Here is a 17,071-nt window from a genome sequence, read left to right on the forward strand (position 1 = left end):
GAAATGACGTGTAATGCTAATGTGTTTCTCTTGAAACGTTTATGTTTAATGCTTCTTTTGCTTATTGTTCTGCCGTCTTTCGTGTTGGCTGATGAGGCACATGCAAAAGACTGGAGAGAGATTACTGTTAATGATCTTTCTGTCATTCGACAACTGGTAGTTACTTCTCATCCAGGCGCTATAGACAGTGAAAATGAGTCTTTTTCAGACTGGGTTGAACGGGGTTATCTGGATGCCAGTCAGCTGTCCAGACGCGTCAACTCAAGGAAAGACTCCCTGGCCGTGCTAAATTTTTACATTGCAGGCTTCAAGGACGGACACGTAGGGCTGAATCAACCTGATAAAGGAAGTTCGTCCTGGGCAGGTTTCATTCTGGATATGCGAGGTCGGAGTTTTGTTGTAAGGCACGTCGCTGAAAATTGGCCTGTACCGCTGCCGCCGATAGGCTCCGAGGTTATATCGTGTGATAACAAATCGGTCCGCGAGAAAATTGAGAATGAAATATCTCCATATATTGATCGCAGACTTGATCTACAGTCCACCTGGTTGCATTTGGCTCAGCAGTTAACTATCGATGATGCCAGTTATCCCGTACTGTCGAGAGACTTGTCAAAAAACTGTCTGGTTGCTCTTCCAAATGGAGAAAGACAAAACTTTGCGTTGCTGTGGCAAGAGGATTCCGGGCAGCTGAAGGCTTTCCTGCGCCGACCCCGGCCACCTCAATCGCTCCAGAGTTTGGGAGAAGGGCGATATTGGATACATGTATCAAATTTCATGCCGTCAGCAGCCGAGAATGCTTCCCTGGATAAAATGCTTGAGGCCATCAAGCGTATTAACGATGCCAAGCTGGTTGTGCTTGATACAAGAGGCAATCGCGGTGGTAACAGTTTGGTCGGTGCTGAAATACTTTCTGCACTGTTAGGCTCGCAAAGGGTAAAAAATCTGGGCGAGCCATCTCGTGCGTATGCGATGTGGCGTGTTTCTCCTTTTGCACTATCAACGCTCAATAATGCTCTAACTACCATGGAGAGTGATTATGGAAAAGACAGCGAAGCTTATAAGTTTGTTCTTGGTCTGACCGGATCGATGGAGTTCGCGCTTCACGAGAAGAAAGACTGGTTACGACAGCCGAGCGCATCCTCGGTCCTCCAAGAAGGAGCGAGAGAATCCAATGCCCAAGGTTTTAAAGGCAAGCTTGCACTGGTTACTGACTCTTTTTGCGCGAGTGCCTGTCTAGACTTTGCGGACGTTGTTCTTGCAGTTCCGGGGGTTGTCCATCTAGGGTTACCAACCAGCGGCGATACACTGTATATCGACATAGGCTCTCAAACTCTGCCGAGTGGTGCTCAGTTCTGGCTGCCGTTAAAGGTATGGAGAGGCCGAGCGCGAGGAAACAATCAAAGTCATGATCCGCCATTTGTTTTTAATGGCGATATAAACGATACACCTGCAGTTCAAAAATGGGTTCTTGATCATTTTTGATCGGATCGGCGCCATTTCTGAAGCACGCCGCAACACGCCAACCTTGTGGGATGCCCAAAAGTCATTTGGGCGCCAATTGATCCACCAGAAACCCGATAAACGCCCGGGTCTTCTGCGGCACTCGCCGTGCCGACGAATACACCGCGTTGATGGTGATCGCCGGGGCCTGCCATTCGCACAGCACCGGCACCAGTCGCCCGGCTGCCAGCGCATCCTCGACGATGAAGTCGGGCAGCAGGGCGATGCCCATGCCGGCTTCGGCGGCCTGGGCGAGCAAGTCGCCGTTGTTGGCGTGCAACGGGCCGGTGACGTTTACCCGCTGGGTTTCCTTGCCATTGCACAGTTGCAGGCTGACTCCACTCTGTAGATACCCGTAGTTCAGGCATTGATGGGCGCGCAGATCCTGCGGAGTCTGCGGAACGCCCGCGCGATCGAGATAAGCCGGGGATGCCACCATGATGCGCGGTGCGGGCGCCAGTTGCCGGGCGATCATCGTCGAGTCCGGCATGCTGGCGATGCGGATGGTTACGTCAAACCCGCCCCGCACCGGGTCGACTTGCTGGTCGCTGAGCACCAGTTGCAACTCGATGTTCGGGTGCAATTCATGAAACAACGGAATCAACGGCCCCAATCGCCGTAGACCGAACGACATCGGCGCATTGACCCGCAATACACCGCGTAACTCGCCGATGCCGTCACGGGCGCGTTGCTCGGCTTCGTCCAGCGCCGCCAATACCTCCCGTGCTGCTTCGAAATACTCGGCTCCGGCCTCGGTCAGGTGCAGGCTGCGGGTGGTGCGTTGCAGCAATTGCACGCCGATGGCTTCTTCCAGTGCCTGAATCTGTTTACTGACTTTCGAGCGCGGCACGTCCATGGCCCTGGCGGCTGCGGCGAAGCCGTTCTCGCCGACCGTGACGACGAAGGCACGCATGCATTCGATGCGATCCATATTGTCCCTATTTTGGAATCAATGATTCTCGATTTTAGGTAATTGTCCCTTTTATAGCCAGCCCCTAAAGTGACATCCAAGCCGACAGCAAAGCCTCTTGCGGCAACGTCGACTAACCCTGAACTCATTCGAAAGTATCGACATCAAAAGGAACGCGCCATGTCTATCCGTGAACTGCTCAACCCAACCAACTCCGCCCTGATCCTGATCGACCACCAGCCGCAAATGGCATTCGGCGTTCAGTCCATCGACCGTCAGACGCTGAAGAACAACACCGTGGGCCTGGCCAAGGCGGCGAAGATCTTCAATGTACCGACCATCTACACCTCGGTCGAAACCGAAAGTTTCAGCGGTTACATCTGGCCGGAATTGTTGGCTGTGCACCCGGATCAAAAGCCGATCGAACGCACTTCGATGAACTCCTGGGAAGACAAGGCACTGGTTGACGCGGTGAAAGCCACCGGGCGCAAAAAACTGATCATCGCGGCACTGTGGACTGAGGTCTGCCTGACGTTCCCGGCATTGGAAGCCCTGGCTGAAGGCTACGAGGTCTACATTGTCACCGACGCTTCCGGTGGCACCAGCAAAGAGGCCCACGACATGTCGGTGCAACGGATGATTCAGGCCGGCGCGGTACCGGTGACCTGGCAGCAGGTGCTGCTCGAATACCAGCGTGACTGGGCGCACAAGGACACTTACGAGGCGGTCATGGAACTGGTGCTGGAACACAGCGGCGCGTACGGCATGGGTGTGGACTATGCCTACACCATGGTGCACAAGGCACCGCAGCGGCAGGTCAAGTAACCCGCAAATTCTGAAAACGATGTAACCCTTGTGGGAGCGGGCTTGCTCGCGAATGCGGTGGGTCATTCAACATTGATGTCGACTGACACTCCGTTTTCGCGAGCAAGCCCGCTCCCACATTTGTTTTTTGTGGGGTTACATCATGCGTTTTTCGGCTTCGGGAATGTGACTCGCACCCAACACCGCCGGCAGCAGCCCGGCCCGTAAATCCGTACCACTCGGCTGCTGGTACAGGCTCAACCCGAACTCCGGCAGCACCGCCAGCAGGTAGTCGAAAATATCCCCCTGAATCCGCTCGTAATCGGCCCACGCCGTGGTGCGGGTAAAGCAGTAGATTTCCAGCGGAATACCCTGGGCCGTGGTCTGCATCTGGCGGACCATGCAGGTCATGTTCGTCTGGATTTCCGGGTGACTCTTCAGGTAGGCCAGCGCATAGGCGCGGAACGTGCCGATATTGGTCATCCGCCGGCGGTTGGCCGACATGGCCGCGACGTTGCCCTGGGCTTCGTTCCAGGCCTTGAGTTCGGCCTGTTTGCGGGTGATGTAGTCGGTGAGCAGGTGCACCTGGGACAGTTTCAGTTCCTCGTCGTCACGCAGAAAGCGTACGCCGCTGGCGTCGATGAACAGGCTGCGTTTGATCCGGCGACCACCGGAAGCCTGCATGCCGCGCCAGTTCTTGAACGACTCGGACATCAGGCGCCAGGTCGGGATCGAGACGATGGTCTTGTCGAAGTGGTGCACGCGTGAGCTAAGGCGAGAGATAGACAGTAGACATGTTTAAAATCAATGAGTTACGTACGAGTGGATTTGTCTATTTTTTTTCAGTGTGATGGACATGCCAGATTGTCGATTTACACATAATCCACTCCTAGCGTCTTCAACTTGAAAATCTTGCGATTGGTGAGGTGCTGATAATTTGAGGCCGCCGCCAGGCGTCCTTTGATTTGTACCAATACCGCCCCACGGTTGATCTCGGAATCTCCAGCATCCTCATGACCTCAGCTTGGGAATGGCCTTTTGCTTTTAACTCTTGAACGGCCTTCCATTTTCTCTCTGCTCCATCGATCTGCCGAGAGCGAATTTTTTGGGGTTTCGTGGGGAGCTGTTCGTCCAATAACGCTATACCATCCAATTCTAACAGCGCCGTTTGCAAGATTTGTCGTGGTGATTTCTGTTCGTGCGCAGATTGAACCTAGGCTAGTAGGGATAGTGTCCTCAATGAAAATGCTGAAGCGTAAATTGGGTAAAGACCAACACTACCGGCATGTAGATAGCAGCCGTTTCGCTTGAAAAGCAGGATTTAACACGCTGGCATTTTTGACTCTTCACAACTCCTTTGAATTGGTAACGCCCGAGCCGCAGACAAACAGAGCGACCTCAAAGCCGGATTTCCAACCTGCGCTAGGGTCACCGCATGTCAGTGAACTCTTTCTAGATCCAGTGTCGTTGCACAGTTGCTTTGTGTATTCCCAGTCGTCGGGACGTCTCTGCTTGGGTTAGGCCTGCTTGCTTCAATTCCTGAATAGCCTTTCGCTTCGCAGCGGCACCTACTGACTGCGGCGCCTCCAGTTTCCGAGGCTGGCCAGGTAGTGAATCATCTATCACTCCCAAATGCTCGAGTTCGGTCAAAGTCTCGAGCAGAACACTGCGGGCTGTTCTCCCTTCATCCGCAGCAGTAACGAGCGCCATGAACGACAAAGGTTTCACTCCGAGGGTCTGCGCCAGGTCGCAGGTGAGGTCAAACGTAGCTGACACTTTGGCCGCCTCGAGTCGGCTGATGTGCGCCTGATCTGCGGCCTGGTTGTGGAGATCTTTTTGGGAAAGGCCCTGCCTGATCCTGAGCCACTGCATGGTGGCAGCGTATGCGTTTCGCAACGACATCCATCGCTCCTTTCAAAAGGAGACGGTATGACGTGTTTGCGGTGACTCGTTCAAATGTATATAGTCATCTAGACGAGTCGCTTGGTGGTGGCTTTTTGCTTTTCCATATCCGAGTGAAGCCGATTCGTTTTCCAGCGCTTTCAAGGGGCCGCAATTGACAAGTAATTCTCTCGAGTACGAACCGCTACCGGAGAGCCGAGTCTCGCTTGCCGGTACGTACTTGCCTCGTGCCGATATCGAAGAGATGGTGACCGAGCGATTTCCGAGCAAGGCCTATTGCCTAGTAGAGGACTGGATCATTTTTCATGTCGACGAACCCGCTGAATCCCTAGCCAAAGTGCGCGCTCAAGGCCTACAGGCAATGTTCCTCTATTCCCACTGTGTTCTTTGGGACGGGCATGGCAGGTTCTCGCCCGGTAGCTGGGTGCGTTCGACTTTGTGTGTTTCGTTCGATGATGTTTGCCTGTTTGAAACCAGGAACACAGTTTATGTGCTGGTTGGCCAAGGGCGCGAAATGACTGCATCGCTCAAGACAATATTTGCTTTATGTTAACTGCCAGTCTCGCTAAGCGAGGCTGCCCGGATGAGACTCACGATGTTCCGTACAAGTATTCATGACCAAGCTGGCTTCACCGGAATGTTCGGCGACGGCTTGGCACATTGGCATTCTGTATCAAGAGCGCTACCGACTCACTGGTATCACGTCAGCATCAAACGACGGCATGAAGATCGGCTCATGCCTTACGAAGAATTTCTCAATGATGAATCGAGTTTGGTGCATCTGCTCACCGCACAGGACGAAGACCTTGTTGTCCATGAAGTGCAGGTGGTCACTCCTGGTCGGATGAACAAGCGGTCAGGTTGGCGTATGGAAAAACTTAAGGTTTTGTCGATGGGCTTCAACAAAGCGGAGGTGCCGGTCTGTGTTTTGGAGGTCGAGAGCGGTCGCCTCTACTCCGATTCTTTTGACCGTGATTTCAAAGTCCAGTCGCTTACGGGGCTGAAAGAGTTGTACCGATGCCGTGCTATTGAGCCGGTCGCAGATCGAGTTATAGGTCTTTAAGGCATGGCCATGACAGAGCCCAATACGGTGGTTGTCGACTTCCATATCAAAAGATACTCAGACTTCGATCTTCTCCGTATCGCTCGCGCCGTACGCCAGATATATCAGGCACCTGTGACGGCATACCTGATAGACGTCTACATCCCCGCATGCACTGCAATAGGCGTGGTTTTCGGTCACGACCATTTTCTGGATGGCCATCGGATTCGCACATCCGACATCCAGTACGTCGAAAAGGAAGGTCGGTTTTGGGTCTTAACGACGTTGAATTCGCGATATGTGGTCGCGACATTCAAGCGCGATGGCGGACGCAATAGCCTGCGGGATTTTCTTCGCATATTGGAACATAGCTAAATCCCCAAACCTGAACGGCTGCACTGATTTTTAACCCCAGCGCCTGGGCACGGAATGGCCTTGTTCACGCGAGGAGGTCAAACAGTTGGTTTGGCACCTACTCAGCGGGGTACGACATCAGGGGCGCGGCATGAGTTTTTTAGGGCGATGCATCAGCTTTGTTTGCCAGGACAAGAGATCAGCGTCAGAGCAAGCAAGGGAGCGCCGATTCATCAGGTCAGTCAATGGATTGCAGACTCTTCAGGTGACACCGGATGGAGGTATGTCCATCGATGCCGAGGAGATGCGTGAGCAAGTGATAGCAGCCCGGCGTGCACTTAAGCAGTTCGTGCGAAAGCCATAACTCTCCGCTGATGGGCAACGCGCTCGATCATGTTTGGGACTCACCGGGGTTTGCCGGCCTGCGGCTCGAAGATGCGATAGCAGGAACGCGATTGCAGCATGGCCATGGGTATCAAGGGCGATGTGCAAGGCCCGAAAAACTGCTGCAATGACGGCTGAGTCTTTCACATATGGTGGAACATGAAATCTATCACCTCGAGCGCTGAAAACGCGGTAATCATCAAAGCATTCATCCACACAGGCGAAGCGCTTGGGCTCGATGACATTGAGCTATCAGCGATTTTGGACGATCACGTTTTCACGTTAATGCTTATACGACAGGGAAATCAGCTACTCCAACTTGGGCCGGAGGCCAGGAGTCGAGCCCTGCTTTTGATTCATTTGCATCAGTCACTACTCGCAGTGGTAGGCAACGAGCAAAATGCAAGGAACTGGCTATGCAGCCATAACAATGGTCTGTGTGGTCGTCCCTGTGACCTCATCACATCCCACGCGGGACTTGAGCAAGTCGCTCAGTATCTAGCCGCTAATCGCGCGCTCATCTAACTCGTCCGCTTAAGCCTGTCAGGCCGATGCATTACGGCTAGACATCGCTTTGAATTCGATGTCTGTGGTGACACAAAAAATATTTCTTCGATTAGCTCAAGGTTTCTTAAAACGATCCGTTGGTCATCTATATGTACGTGATGAGCAAACAGCCTTGAACCCATACACCATCGCATTTATCCAGCGCCTGAAAGGCGCAATATCGTTTTCCGAAACGACTCGAGGTAATCGTCAGCGTAGAGCCTGGGAACGGCTGATCAATTACATCGAATCATCCGATTCCCTGGCCGAGTTTGACAAAGCCGCAGCGCGGGCCGAGGGGTATGCTCAAGCCCTTGTAGACGGGGAACAGATCGACACCACGTCCACGGAGCGTGACCTACTGATTATCGCGACAGTAGATGAGTGGCGGCGTTTCATTCATACGAACCTTCCGGCCAGCCTGTAACCATCCTCCTCTAAGGAAACTCATGTCTTCCACATTTTCGCGTAACGCAGATGACGAGCTCTCAGACTTCAGCATTCAAATGCCTCGGCGCCCCCTGGCTACCACAGTCCATCATTGCCCTATTGATGTCTTGGCTCGCGGATTCGAAAACTACCAAGCGGATCCAACGAATGCCCATGATCAGTATCCGTGGGCTGCACGATTTGTTTTGGGTATCCCGGTTCCTTCTTGGCAGCGGGGACTGGTGTGGAATGCAGGACAGAAGTCGCGATTCATTCTCGCAGTATGGGCAGGCGCAGATCTGGGGAGTTACCTCACCAATTCTTGGTGCGGCTATTCAGAAGCTGGGAAGGCCCTGGCGGAGAACAGTCAAATTCTTCTGGATGGGCAACAACGTTTACACAGCCTTCAGGAGTTTTTTTTGGATCGTCTGGCCGTTCCGGATATTCAGGGGCAGCCAAGGGTCTGGTCAGAGATTGGCACTGTCGAGCGCAAACGCTTTCTGTCCACGCCTTTTGCACATTCAGACGTCTGCTCCGACGACGAGCTTGCTTTGCGTAAGACGTACGATCTTTGCGCCCCCGGTTTAGCGCCTCGGACTCACGAACAGCGCACGGTTCGCTAGATCCCGGATACTGAGTTGTTCGGGCACGCCCCCTGGGGGTGGCTGTCGTAAACCAAGTCTTGCCAGCTTGCTCCTTCGGGCTTCGATCCTTCAAGCCAATAAAGTTTTGGCCTGCGCGCTCCGAGCGATCCCCTAGGAGAACGAGCTTCTCCATATTAATCAGCCTTGCCTGTATTCGCGCCGCACATAGGTTCTGAGACCCAGTGTTGAATTTTGCGCACGAGGTAAACTCGTAACGGTGATCTGGTTAACTAGCCCCAGTGGCAACCATCTGGTAGTAGCTAAGGTAAATTTGCCCGGTCTGCGCAGCATGTCTTTTTTTCCGGAGCAGCAAGCTTACGAAGTCGATCCGCTCTTCCAAGACGGCCATCAAGTCACCTCCATCAACCAGCAATATCGAGGCTCCTCCGGCCTGGTGTGCGGCAACGCCTTCTGAAGAGAAGCCGTTGATGGAGAGGAAGATCCCCAAGGTGTTTTCCAGCTTGGTTCTCACCTTATCGGTAAAGATGGCAAGGTCAGCCTTGTTGACTGGTTCCTTTTGCCACTTGGCTTCGAACAGGTACTCCGTTCCCTCCAGGGAAAAGGCCCCGTCGATCTGTTCACCGAGATTCTTAAACGAAGCTTTAGGGTCAAGGTCGAAAAGTTCGAACAGCTCATACATGACGCGCTCCAGTTCGAAGCCTCGGGCCTGTGCACTATCAAAGCCAATCAGAGCCAGATAACGGGCGTTGATCGTTTGGAGCTTCTGCCGTACGGCAGCGTTTTCGCGAAGCTTCTTAGCGGCGTCTTCCTGCCTGCGCTTGATTTCATCTTGCTCTTTTTTAACGTCTTGGTGCGGCTCAACTAGCGATTTGAGCTGGTTGACGGCATTTTTGGCTTTCACCACCTTCTGGGCACCATCTTCCAAGCGCTGGAGGTGTGAAAAGTCAGTCAGTTTGCAAAGCTCGTAGCAAATTTTTGTCAAATCGCCGAGATGGGCGTCGGGATTCGCATACAAAAAATCGACAACGTCCGAGGCGATTTGGCGTTTGTAATTTTCCCAGTTAAAACGGGGGAGGATTGCTGGAGTGGAGAGACAAAGCTGTAGAAAACCGCGCAGCTCAGATTTATACCAGTACACCGAGCACAGGGCTTCTTTGAGCGCCATGACTCCTGCGGGGGAAAGCTGCTTGGCCATGAAATTCACCAGATATGTAGGTCATATGCGCCGCCCACGACGGCGGTAAACCCGTGTGAGGCATCTGGTTCGTTATAGCAGCTAATACAGATAGCCACCCTACCACTCCAGCGCTCGGATCAGGTCTATGAAGCAGTATGTTCACAACGTCTGACTTAAGTGTTCTAGTTCAAATCCACGGCCCTTACACGACAGGAAATTGAACCTTGGATGATTGTGAAAAAAGCGCAAGTGAACAGTGGCTATATGCGAATGCACCGGGGTTTAAAGAGCTGCCTGATAAAGATCGCCGGGCCATTTTCGACTTCTCCTTTCTCTGGAGCCTTTTTGAGGCGCAGGTCATGGACAACTGTGCCCAGGCACGAACCATTTCAGAGCGGGTCAATGGCTGGGTCGCTGAAAACAGGATTCATCCTGAGGTGTATGAAGAAGCACTGGCCTACTTCAGGAACCGCTACTTCCTGAACGGTGAAACAACTCATCATTATGATTACCTCAACCTTCGTAGAACGGACTACCCCGAGTTGGTAGGCCGCGTCATCAAAGGCAAAAGTGACGATCCCGGCGACAGCATGCTATGCATCCTGATGATCGTCTGGCGGCTTAGAAACAACCTCTTCCACGGCTCGAAGTGGGCATACCAAATTCGTGGTCAGCTAGACAATTTCACGCACGCCAACGCTGTACTGATGAAAATACTGGAGCGGCACGGACGGCTCTGACACCACCAGCCCGCAGGCTAGGTTCATGGTTTTGCCTCGGTCAAATAGTCCAAGATATGTGAAAGCTCACTGAAGGTTTTGCATACGACAAGTCGCCCTGGATCGTTCTCTGCCGGTCAAGGGTTTGAAGCATGCGGATAAGTCGGATGCAATTGGCTGGTTAGGTCGAATGCTAGCGAGGGCAAGTCAATGCAATCACTCACATGGGATAGCAGTCGGTCGCGGACAGGCTGTAACCTTGCAGCTTTATCACTCTTGGAACATCACCCATGTCGCGCCTTGCCGAATACCGCCGTCTAGAACAACAACTTGCCGCACAGCTAGCTGAGCTCGAGGCCATGAAAGGCGATACCGCTATCCAAGCGGAAATGGAATTTGAAAACAAACTTCGAGCTTTGCTCGCTGAGTACGGTTTCTCTTTGCGCGACGTCATTAACCTCCTTGATCCAAAGGCCAACGTCCGTCAGCAATCGCCGGTCGGCCAAGAAAAAACTACTCGCAAGCCGCGTGAAGTGAAGGTCTACAAAAACCCTCACAACGGCGAAGTCGTTGAGACCAAGGGTGGTAACCACGCAACGCTGAAAGCGTGGAAGGCTGAGCACGGTGCCGAGGCCGTAGAATCCTGGCGTCAGTGATCATGGCCTCCTTCGGGAGGCTTTTTATTGTGTTCTGTAACGTAGTTTTCTTCGTTGTAACGTAGGCAACGTTACAGTGGAGAAAATTACGTTACAGGCTCAATGGGCCGACCAGTCATATGGATTCGTTCTGTCTGTGGCCACATCAGTAAATCTCTACCGGGGGGATATCGATGCAGGGAGTGGGTATTCGTCGGCATTAAGTACCCAGCCTTCCTTCAAGGAGAAGTCGACCCGAGGTGGGGAGAAAATATCGATCAGTTGATTCCGCCCGTCGTCCATGCCTCGTGATGTGTGAATCGCTGGAGGAGGAATAACCGCTAGAGATGGTGAGGCACAGAACTCGTGGTCGTCGGCCCGCCAGGTATTCAAGTCGGAGTTCCAAGGCCAGCGCACGTGGTGAGTGAACGCGCCTTCAAGGGCAAGTGATCCCTGCTCGAAGTCATCGTGGTGATGCGGAGACAGCTTGGTAACATCCCGTGGCCCCATCTGTACGGGGAGTACATTGATCATGAAGGTTGAGCAACGCCAGATTCGACCGAATCTCCCCGGCTCGTCAGCTACATCAAGGCCGTAGTGCCTTACCTTAGGGCTGGTTGGTGGTTCCGGCCATTTTTCAAACGGAGGGATGTTCGCGTGTTGAGTTTCGTACGCTTCGGAGTTCGTGCAAAGATCGCAAACATCGTTGTTTTGGGTCGTAATCATAAGCGTGAGACGACCTCCGTCTTGCAAACGGATCGAACTTGGGCCAGCCGGTACGAATGCTATAGAACCACCTTTCACGTGGGTCTGGACGCCTCCCCAGGTGATTTCGAAAGGCACGTTGGCATCTAGGGACAGAACGGCATATTCGTCCACCTGATTTAGTCGCTGGATCTCACCGCCCGGTTTTGCATCGACGTAGCCTACGACGAAGTTTTGGCCACGTGCGTACCAAATTTCCACGTGGTCTTGGGAGACAGATGGGGGGGTAGCATAGAAGCGAGCATACTGAGCAGGGTAGGACTCAGCAGCTTGTGCTTGACCATATGCTGCGAGACTAGCTCGGGGATCAGTGGACTGGCCCATGGTGGCTCCTGTGGGAAAAATTAGGTTCTGGCTGAGTTGAGAGTTGTGTAAGCGCTCAAGGCCTGGGCGGCAGCCGTGCGGAGAAAACCTTGGTCAGAAGATACAACGAAAGCTGCCACTCCTTGGGCGTAGAACTCTGCCGCCTCTTGGGGGGTTGAGGCCAAGAGAAAAACAGTCTTTCCAGCTTTATTGGCTGCACTGATTACCTTGGTGGTTGCCTCCTGAACTGCTGGCGCCCCAGGCTCCCGATCATTGAGAGCAACCGCCATATCCCCACGTCCGATAAATATCGCGTCTAGGCCCTCTACTTCGAGAATTTCATCGATGTCGGACACTGCTTTCGGATCTTCAATCATGCCTATCACGATGACTTCGTCATCAGCCTCATCAACGTGCTGCCATATGGGCTTTTGCCCGTAGCCACCTGCGCGAGGGGAGTTTGAGAAGCCACGCCCCCTGCTATAACGGCTGTCAGCCACCAATGCTCGCGCTTTTTCGGGTGAGTCTATGTGCGGGGCAATGACTCCGGCGGCACCAGAATCGAGAGGGGATAGGATATGGCTGGTAGATGTCTCGGCGACCCTTACTAGCGCGGCGATTCCGCTAGCTTTAGCTGCGAGCAGTAGATGATCAATTGTTCCTCTATCAAATGGCGCGTGCTCCGCATCAATAACTACGAAGTCAAAACCGAGATCTCCGACTATCTCAATCGCTTGGGGCGAAGGAGATTTAATGAAGGTGCCGATCATTGCGCGATCTGTTGTTTTCAATCGTTGCCGAAAACTTGCCTTAATAGAGTTCATACATAGGTGCCTTGATTCTTGAGCCTCTGCCTTGAGGAAATCAGTCCGATTGACGGACTACGGATGGCAGCTATACAGGGCGGCATTGCCGCTCTGTTGTGCTGGATTAGCTCGCGGCCAAAAAACGAATTGCAGCGGTCTTAAAATCCTGGTCTTCAGGAAGGTGGAGATGATCAATGCCAGTCAGGATTTTTACTGATGATTGCGTAATAGAGTCGGCTAGTAGATCTACGGGATACGCGACTGTGTCTGCGTCGCCTGTGACCAAAAGCACTGGGCACTCCACCGCCCGAAGCCGTTCGGGTGTCAATTGCGGGTTAGGCTCTCGTCTTAGGCATGCGGCGATGGCTAGTGGGTCATTACCTGCAGCAACGCCGTACCGGGCAAGCAATTTTGCTACGGGCGGGGAATCCTCTGGAATTCCGTCTTCGAGGCATTGGGCTACGACGCCACCAAGCGCTTCTGGTGCAAACACGTTTCCTCCCAATCCACCTAGGACAAGGGAGGAAAACCGTCCTGGCTGCCTTGCTTGAATCTCAAGCAACACTTTGCAGCCTAGCGAGTAGCCGATTCCGTACAAAACTTGGTGATCAGGCAGTTGGGCTATGACGTCACCCGCGAGGTCAGCATATTCTGCAGGATCATGTGATCGAACCGCGTTACCGTGGCCGGGCAGATCGATACCCACCGGATCAAATCCAGCATCACGTAGTAGATCAAACCAGCCGTTGGCATCCCAGACGGATTGCGCGGATCCCCCCCACCCGTGGATGAGCACAACAGATTTACGATCAGTCAATTTAGACATGGAACGTGTCCTCCAAGTGATCAAGGGGTAACGCTGAAAATCGAAGCAGACCCCAAGCCGTAACTATTAGTGCGCAGCGGCGTCCCAACCTTCAGAGCCGATGCCTTGGCCAATTCCTAAACGACGTTCAGCTGAACGCAACGTGTTTTCGATCAACATCGTGACTGTCATCGGGCCTACACCACCTGGCACAGGCGTTAACCAAGAGGCACGTTCTTTCACGGAAGCAAAATCGACATCGCCCACAATGCTCCCGTCAGGGAGCTTGTTTATGCCGACGTCAATTACTATTGCATCACGCTTGACTAACTGGCCGGTGATGAGACCTGGCACACCAGCCGCTACGATAAGGATGTCTGCCAAAATGGTGTGTTGCGCAAGATCACGGGTTTTTGCGTGACAAACTGTAACAGTGGCTTCTTTCTGCAGTAGCATAAGTGCCATAGGTTTTCCAACAATGTTTGAAGCCCCTACAACAACAACATTTTTACCTGCTACATCTATACCTGTAGTATCCAACAGTAGTTGAACGCCATAGGGCGTACATGGTGGAAATATACTGTTACCTACAACCAAACTTCCGACGTTGTAAAGATGAAAGCCATCAACATCCTTATCAACAGCAATTGACTCTAGGATCTTTCGCATGTCGATATGGGGTGGCAACGGCAACTGGACGAGTATGCCATGCACTTCCTCGTCTTCATTAAGCTTGGATATAATTTCTAGCAGCTCGTCTTCCGTCGTATCTGGAGGCAGCAGGTGAGGAAATGACTTAAGGCCACAATCATCGCAGGCGTTAATTTTATTTCTTACGTAGACCCGAGACGCGGCATTGTCCCCTAGAAGAATCACGGCCAAGCCGGGGCGAATTCCTTGATCGATTAATTTAGAAACCCGAGTTCTGAAAGCTACTCGCAGCTTTGATGATAATGCTTTGCCATCGATAATTTTGGCAGTCATTTTACTCTCCAACATACAGCGGGCAGGCAAGCATCTATGTTTGATAAGCAACTACCCCGATCTGCTCCTTATTCCTAAGAACAAGGTGCAGTCGCGGTATTAGCAGGTTGCGTTAACTGCCTTGGAACACTATTGTCTTGTTGCCATCGACAAATACGCGGCGCTCAATGTGGTATTTCACTGCTGCTGCTAGAGCCATGCACTCATTGTCACGCCCAACCCGAACCAGCTCTTGAGGTTTATAGCTGTGATCAACACGCGTGACGACTTGGTCGATGATGGGCCCTTCATCAAGGTCGGACGTAACGTAGTGTGCCGTGGCGCCAATCTGCTTCACACCTCGCTCGAAAGCTTGATGGTAAGGCATAGCACCCTTGAAACCAGGCAAGAAAGAGTGGTGAATGTTAATGCATTTACCAGCCAACTCAGCGGTCAGTTCATTGGAGAGGATTTGCATATACCGAGCCAAGATCACCAGCTCCGATTGCGTTTCGGCAACAATCTCAATTAGCCGTGCTTCCTGTTGCGCCTTGTTGTCAGAATTCACTGGAAGATGAACAAAGCGAATACCTTCCCGCTCAGCCATAGGCCGCAGTTCCTGATGGTTCGATACTACTGCAGTGATCTCCATGTTGAGATCGCCTTTTCGGCGGCGATATAGTAGGTCATCCAGACAGTGATCAAATTTCGATACCATGATTACGGTTTTTACTGGAAGACTAGGATCAAAGAAGTTCCAAGACATACCCAGCCGTTCGGCGATATCTACGAAACCGTCTTTGAGCTCTGCAAGCTTAGGCGCCGATGCCTCGGGCTTAAAAACCGCGCGCATGAAAAATCGTTCTGTGGATTCATCATCGAACTGTTCAAGGGAGCAGATGTAGCAATCATTCTCGGCAAGAAATGAAGTAACTGCGGCGACAATGCCCTTAGTCGCTCTGCAGGTAGCATTCAAAATATACGTCTTTTCATTTTTTGGCTTATCTGGCGCAGCCATGATAATTCTCCGCACACATGATCATTAATACATAACGCTAAGTGAAATACTTCAATAACACTTGAATCACAGCTTGGTCAGGTCGGCTCGGCGCGTGTCCTGCTTGTACGGAGCGCGAGCAACAGTGGCGCGAAGTTTGATTTGTGGCGTACCTGGATCTCCCCACAGAACTTCTACTTCAGTGCCTGGTTCAGCATAAGCGACATCTATGAAGCTAAGTGCTAGAACTTTGCGGAAGTAGAGGCTGTAACCAGGGTGGGTGGCGTGGCCCACGGTTTTGCCATCTTTGAGAATCAGATCAGTCCAAGCCATCTGATGCGGAATATCCGGGTATTCAAACTGACGATAGACTTCACCATCGCTGAACAGTGACGCGTGGACAGCCTTGACATCGTCGCTGTTGAACTCAAGAGTCACGACTTTGCGACGGGGAGTCTCCAATTCAATCTCAAGCGCTTTCCGTCCGATGAATTCATGATCAAAGGAGATATTCTTGCCCCAGCCCATTTCAACCGGACTGCGGTATAAGCCAGTGAGATCATCGCCGTCCCAACTTCCGGTAAATGCACCTGAAAAGTTGAATCGCAAAACCGTCTCAAAAGGAGTGCCTCGCCAGGCGTCGGGCAGATTCTTATCGTCCGCCATGAAATCTAAATAAGCTTGTTGGCTTTTGTCGGAAAGCGCGTTGTAGAAATGCATGCTCCCGGTGGGGTAGCAAGCTTCAAGGTGGTTGATCATCAAGTTCCTTGCGCCCAAGCGGCGCATGCCGAATTCCGGGGCAATTTCCATGACTGCCGCAACCAGCTCGTCTCGCTCCGTGATTGGGCCCTGCAATTCAAAACCAATTTCACCAGCCATACCCTGGCGCAGAAAGGTAACATCTAGGTTTTTAACCTTACCTTTTTTTGTATACATGAACTTGACGTCTCTCAGGCTTTCACCTGCGAGCTTTTCGCAAAGTGCCAGCGCGTTAGGCCCGGAAATTTGCATTTTATAGCTAACCGGGAAACTGGCTTCCGCGTCATAGCCTTTCGATTTCAGGTGGTAGTAAACCCACTGCGGCGTGCCGCATTGATATTCAAAGTCGTCCTCTGCGTGCCGAAACAAGACCCCTTCGGAAATAACTTTCCCCTCCTCATTGCATTGAATGCAATGTTTGGCACGATCAAGGGGCATGTTGTCAAAGCTATTGGTGGAGAGTTCAGTGAAAAGCTTCAGGGCATCGGGGCCCTTGATCCGGATTTGCGGAACAAATGACCAATCACCCATGTAACAAGTGGTTTTCCAAGACATCTGCTCATCCATCCACCCGGTGTATTCAGGGGTGTTTCCGGTAGTAGTAGATGCATAATGAGGCACATAAGAAGTGAAGGCGCGAAAATCAGAAGCTTTAGCCATGATAAT

19 protein-coding genes and 1 pseudogene are annotated in these 17,071 nt (G+C 52.3%); 10 read left to right on the forward strand and 10 right to left on the reverse strand.

The genetic code is table 11. The features are described from left to right. Window positions 1–21 precede the first annotated feature (21 nt). Window positions 22–1,482 carry a S41 family peptidase gene (locus AC06G5_RS06890; protein ID WP_480459856.1) on the forward strand — a complete coding sequence of 487 codons (1,461 nt, stop codon included), beginning with the start codon at window positions 22–24 and terminating at the stop codon, window positions 1,480–1,482. A gap of 61 nt (window positions 1,483–1,543) precedes the next feature. Here the strand turns inward: AC06G5_RS06890 and AC06G5_RS06895 are convergent, their stop codons facing one another. Then, window positions 1,544–2,431: a LysR family transcriptional regulator gene (locus tag AC06G5_RS06895; protein ID WP_480459146.1), complete on the reverse strand. Its 888-nt coding sequence runs from the start codon at window positions 2,429–2,431 to the stop codon at window positions 1,544–1,546. A 159-nt stretch (window positions 2,432–2,590) separates the two neighbouring features. On the opposite strand from AC06G5_RS06895, the gene AC06G5_RS06900 reads away from it, so the two are divergent. Then, entirely contained in the window at window positions 2,591–3,235 is a 645-nt protein-coding gene (locus tag AC06G5_RS06900) for a hydrolase (RefSeq protein WP_008018228.1), read from the forward strand. Window positions 3,236–3,370: 135 nt separating this feature from the next. Here AC06G5_RS06900 and AC06G5_RS06905 read toward each other — a convergent pair. Beyond that, window positions 3,371–3,976: pseudogene (locus AC06G5_RS06905) on the reverse strand (mechanosensitive ion channel family protein); the annotation flags it as partial. A 690-nt stretch (window positions 3,977–4,666) separates the two neighbouring features. Then, on the reverse strand, window positions 4,667–5,116 hold the full coding sequence (locus AC06G5_RS06910) for a helix-turn-helix domain-containing protein (RefSeq protein ID WP_480459148.1): 450 nt from the start codon (window positions 5,114–5,116) through the stop codon (window positions 4,667–4,669). Window positions 5,117–5,336: 220 nt separating this feature from the next. Between AC06G5_RS06910 and AC06G5_RS06915 the strand changes: the two genes are divergently transcribed. From AC06G5_RS06915 to AC06G5_RS06940, 6 genes are all read left to right on the forward strand, one after another. Further along, window positions 5,337–5,669 carry a DUF6957 family protein gene (locus tag AC06G5_RS06915; protein WP_480459857.1) on the forward strand — a complete coding sequence of 111 codons (333 nt, stop codon included), beginning with the start codon at window positions 5,337–5,339 and terminating at the stop codon, window positions 5,667–5,669. 42 nt (window positions 5,670–5,711) lie between these two features. Beyond that, on the forward strand, window positions 5,712–6,179 hold the full coding sequence (locus AC06G5_RS06920; RefSeq protein ID WP_480459150.1) for a hypothetical protein: 468 nt from the start codon (window positions 5,712–5,714) through the stop codon (window positions 6,177–6,179). A gap of 9 nt (window positions 6,180–6,188) precedes the next feature. Further along, window positions 6,189–6,533 (forward strand): hypothetical protein, encoded by a 345-nt coding sequence (locus AC06G5_RS06925; protein WP_480459152.1) that lies wholly within the window; start codon window positions 6,189–6,191, stop codon window positions 6,531–6,533. Between the two features lie 648 nt (window positions 6,534–7,181). After that, the gene (locus tag AC06G5_RS06930) at window positions 7,182–7,421 is read left to right on the forward strand and encodes an MbcA/ParS/Xre antitoxin family protein (protein ID WP_480459858.1); all 240 of its coding nucleotides are present in this window, start codon (window positions 7,182–7,184) and stop codon (window positions 7,419–7,421) included. A gap of 154 nt (window positions 7,422–7,575) precedes the next feature. After that, window positions 7,576–7,869, forward strand: a complete 294-nt coding sequence (locus AC06G5_RS06935) for a hypothetical protein (RefSeq protein WP_480459154.1) — start codon at window positions 7,576–7,578, stop codon at window positions 7,867–7,869. Window positions 7,870–7,891: 22 nt separating this feature from the next. After that, window positions 7,892–8,494: a DUF262 domain-containing protein gene (locus tag AC06G5_RS06940; RefSeq protein WP_480459155.1), complete on the forward strand. Its 603-nt coding sequence runs from the start codon at window positions 7,892–7,894 to the stop codon at window positions 8,492–8,494. Between the two features lie 247 nt (window positions 8,495–8,741). Here AC06G5_RS06940 and AC06G5_RS06945 read toward each other — a convergent pair whose 3' ends face one another. Continuing rightward, on the reverse strand, window positions 8,742–9,671 hold the full coding sequence (locus tag AC06G5_RS06945; protein WP_480459157.1) for a hypothetical protein: 930 nt from the start codon (window positions 9,669–9,671) through the stop codon (window positions 8,742–8,744). A 206-nt stretch (window positions 9,672–9,877) separates the two neighbouring features. Between AC06G5_RS06945 and AC06G5_RS06950 the strand changes: the two genes are divergently transcribed. Together AC06G5_RS06950 and AC06G5_RS06955 are read left to right on the forward strand one after the other, a co-directional pair. After that, window positions 9,878–10,393, forward strand: a complete 516-nt coding sequence (locus AC06G5_RS06950) for a hypothetical protein (RefSeq protein WP_480459159.1) — start codon at window positions 9,878–9,880, stop codon at window positions 10,391–10,393. 269 nt (window positions 10,394–10,662) lie between these two features. Beyond that, the gene (locus AC06G5_RS06955) at window positions 10,663–11,028 is read left to right on the forward strand and encodes a histone-like nucleoid-structuring protein, MvaT/MvaU family (RefSeq protein ID WP_480459161.1); all 366 of its coding nucleotides are present in this window, start codon (window positions 10,663–10,665) and stop codon (window positions 11,026–11,028) included. Between the two features lie 156 nt (window positions 11,029–11,184). On the opposite strand, the gene AC06G5_RS06960 is transcribed toward AC06G5_RS06955, so the two are convergent. From AC06G5_RS06960 to AC06G5_RS06985, 6 genes are all read right to left on the reverse strand, one after another. Beyond that, the gene (locus AC06G5_RS06960) at window positions 11,185–12,096 is read right to left on the reverse strand and encodes a cupin domain-containing protein (RefSeq protein WP_480459164.1); all 912 of its coding nucleotides are present in this window, start codon (window positions 12,094–12,096) and stop codon (window positions 11,185–11,187) included. Between the two features lie 20 nt (window positions 12,097–12,116). After that, window positions 12,117–12,899 carry an HpcH/HpaI aldolase family protein gene (locus tag AC06G5_RS06965; RefSeq protein ID WP_480459165.1) on the reverse strand — a complete coding sequence of 261 codons (783 nt, stop codon included), beginning with the start codon at window positions 12,897–12,899 and terminating at the stop codon, window positions 12,117–12,119. 106 nt (window positions 12,900–13,005) lie between these two features. Then, on the reverse strand, window positions 13,006–13,707 hold the full coding sequence (locus AC06G5_RS06970; protein ID WP_480459166.1) for an alpha/beta fold hydrolase: 702 nt from the start codon (window positions 13,705–13,707) through the stop codon (window positions 13,006–13,008). A 66-nt stretch (window positions 13,708–13,773) separates the two neighbouring features. Beyond that, entirely contained in the window at window positions 13,774–14,670 is an 897-nt protein-coding gene (gene folD, locus AC06G5_RS06975) for a bifunctional methylenetetrahydrofolate dehydrogenase/methenyltetrahydrofolate cyclohydrolase FolD (protein ID WP_480459167.1), read from the reverse strand. A gap of 112 nt (window positions 14,671–14,782) precedes the next feature. Then, on the reverse strand, window positions 14,783–15,667 hold the full coding sequence (gene purU, locus AC06G5_RS06980; RefSeq protein WP_480459168.1) for a formyltetrahydrofolate deformylase: 885 nt from the start codon (window positions 15,665–15,667) through the stop codon (window positions 14,783–14,785). A gap of 66 nt (window positions 15,668–15,733) precedes the next feature. Then, window positions 15,734–17,065, reverse strand: coding sequence for a glycine cleavage T C-terminal barrel domain-containing protein (locus AC06G5_RS06985; protein ID WP_480459169.1), 1,332 nt, complete (start codon window positions 17,063–17,065; stop codon window positions 15,734–15,736). Between the last annotated feature and the right edge of the window lie 6 nt (window positions 17,066–17,071).

The sequence above is a fragment of the Pseudomonas sp. WT-JTC genome (assembly GCF_056711565.1).

Excerpts from the sequence above, each read along its gene's own strand:
- AC06G5_RS06895 (WP_480459146.1), bottom strand. The coding sequence starts at position 2,431 with ATGGATCGCATCGAATGCATGCGTGCCTTCGTCGTCACGGTCGGCGAG.
- AC06G5_RS06900 (WP_008018228.1), top strand. The coding sequence starts at position 2,591 with ATGTCTATCCGTGAACTGCTCAACCCAACCAACTCCGCCCTGATCCTG.
- AC06G5_RS06910 (WP_480459148.1), bottom strand. The coding sequence starts at position 5,116 with ATGTCGTTGCGAAACGCATACGCTGCCACCATGCAGTGGCTCAGGATC.
- AC06G5_RS06920 (WP_480459150.1), top strand. The coding sequence starts at position 5,712 with ATGTTCCGTACAAGTATTCATGACCAAGCTGGCTTCACCGGAATGTTC.
- AC06G5_RS06925 (WP_480459152.1), top strand. The coding sequence starts at position 6,189 with ATGACAGAGCCCAATACGGTGGTTGTCGACTTCCATATCAAAAGATAC.
- AC06G5_RS06930 (WP_480459858.1), top strand. The coding sequence starts at position 7,182 with ATGCTTATACGACAGGGAAATCAGCTACTCCAACTTGGGCCGGAGGCC.
- AC06G5_RS06940 (WP_480459155.1), top strand. The coding sequence starts at position 7,892 with ATGTCTTCCACATTTTCGCGTAACGCAGATGACGAGCTCTCAGACTTC.
- AC06G5_RS06945 (WP_480459157.1), bottom strand. The coding sequence starts at position 9,671 with ATGGCCAAGCAGCTTTCCCCCGCAGGAGTCATGGCGCTCAAAGAAGCC.
- AC06G5_RS06955 (WP_480459161.1), top strand. The coding sequence starts at position 10,663 with ATGTCGCGCCTTGCCGAATACCGCCGTCTAGAACAACAACTTGCCGCA.
- AC06G5_RS06960 (WP_480459164.1), bottom strand. The coding sequence starts at position 12,096 with ATGGGCCAGTCCACTGATCCCCGAGCTAGTCTCGCAGCATATGGTCAA.
- AC06G5_RS06965 (WP_480459165.1), bottom strand. The coding sequence starts at position 12,899 with ATGAACTCTATTAAGGCAAGTTTTCGGCAACGATTGAAAACAACAGAT.
- AC06G5_RS06970 (WP_480459166.1), bottom strand. The coding sequence starts at position 13,707 with ATGTCTAAATTGACTGATCGTAAATCTGTTGTGCTCATCCACGGGTGG.
- folD (WP_480459167.1), bottom strand. The coding sequence starts at position 14,670 with ATGACTGCCAAAATTATCGATGGCAAAGCATTATCATCAAAGCTGCGA.
- purU (WP_480459168.1), bottom strand. The coding sequence starts at position 15,667 with ATGGCTGCGCCAGATAAGCCAAAAAATGAAAAGACGTATATTTTGAAT.
- AC06G5_RS06985 (WP_480459169.1), bottom strand. The coding sequence starts at position 17,065 with ATGGCTAAAGCTTCTGATTTTCGCGCCTTCACTTCTTATGTGCCTCAT.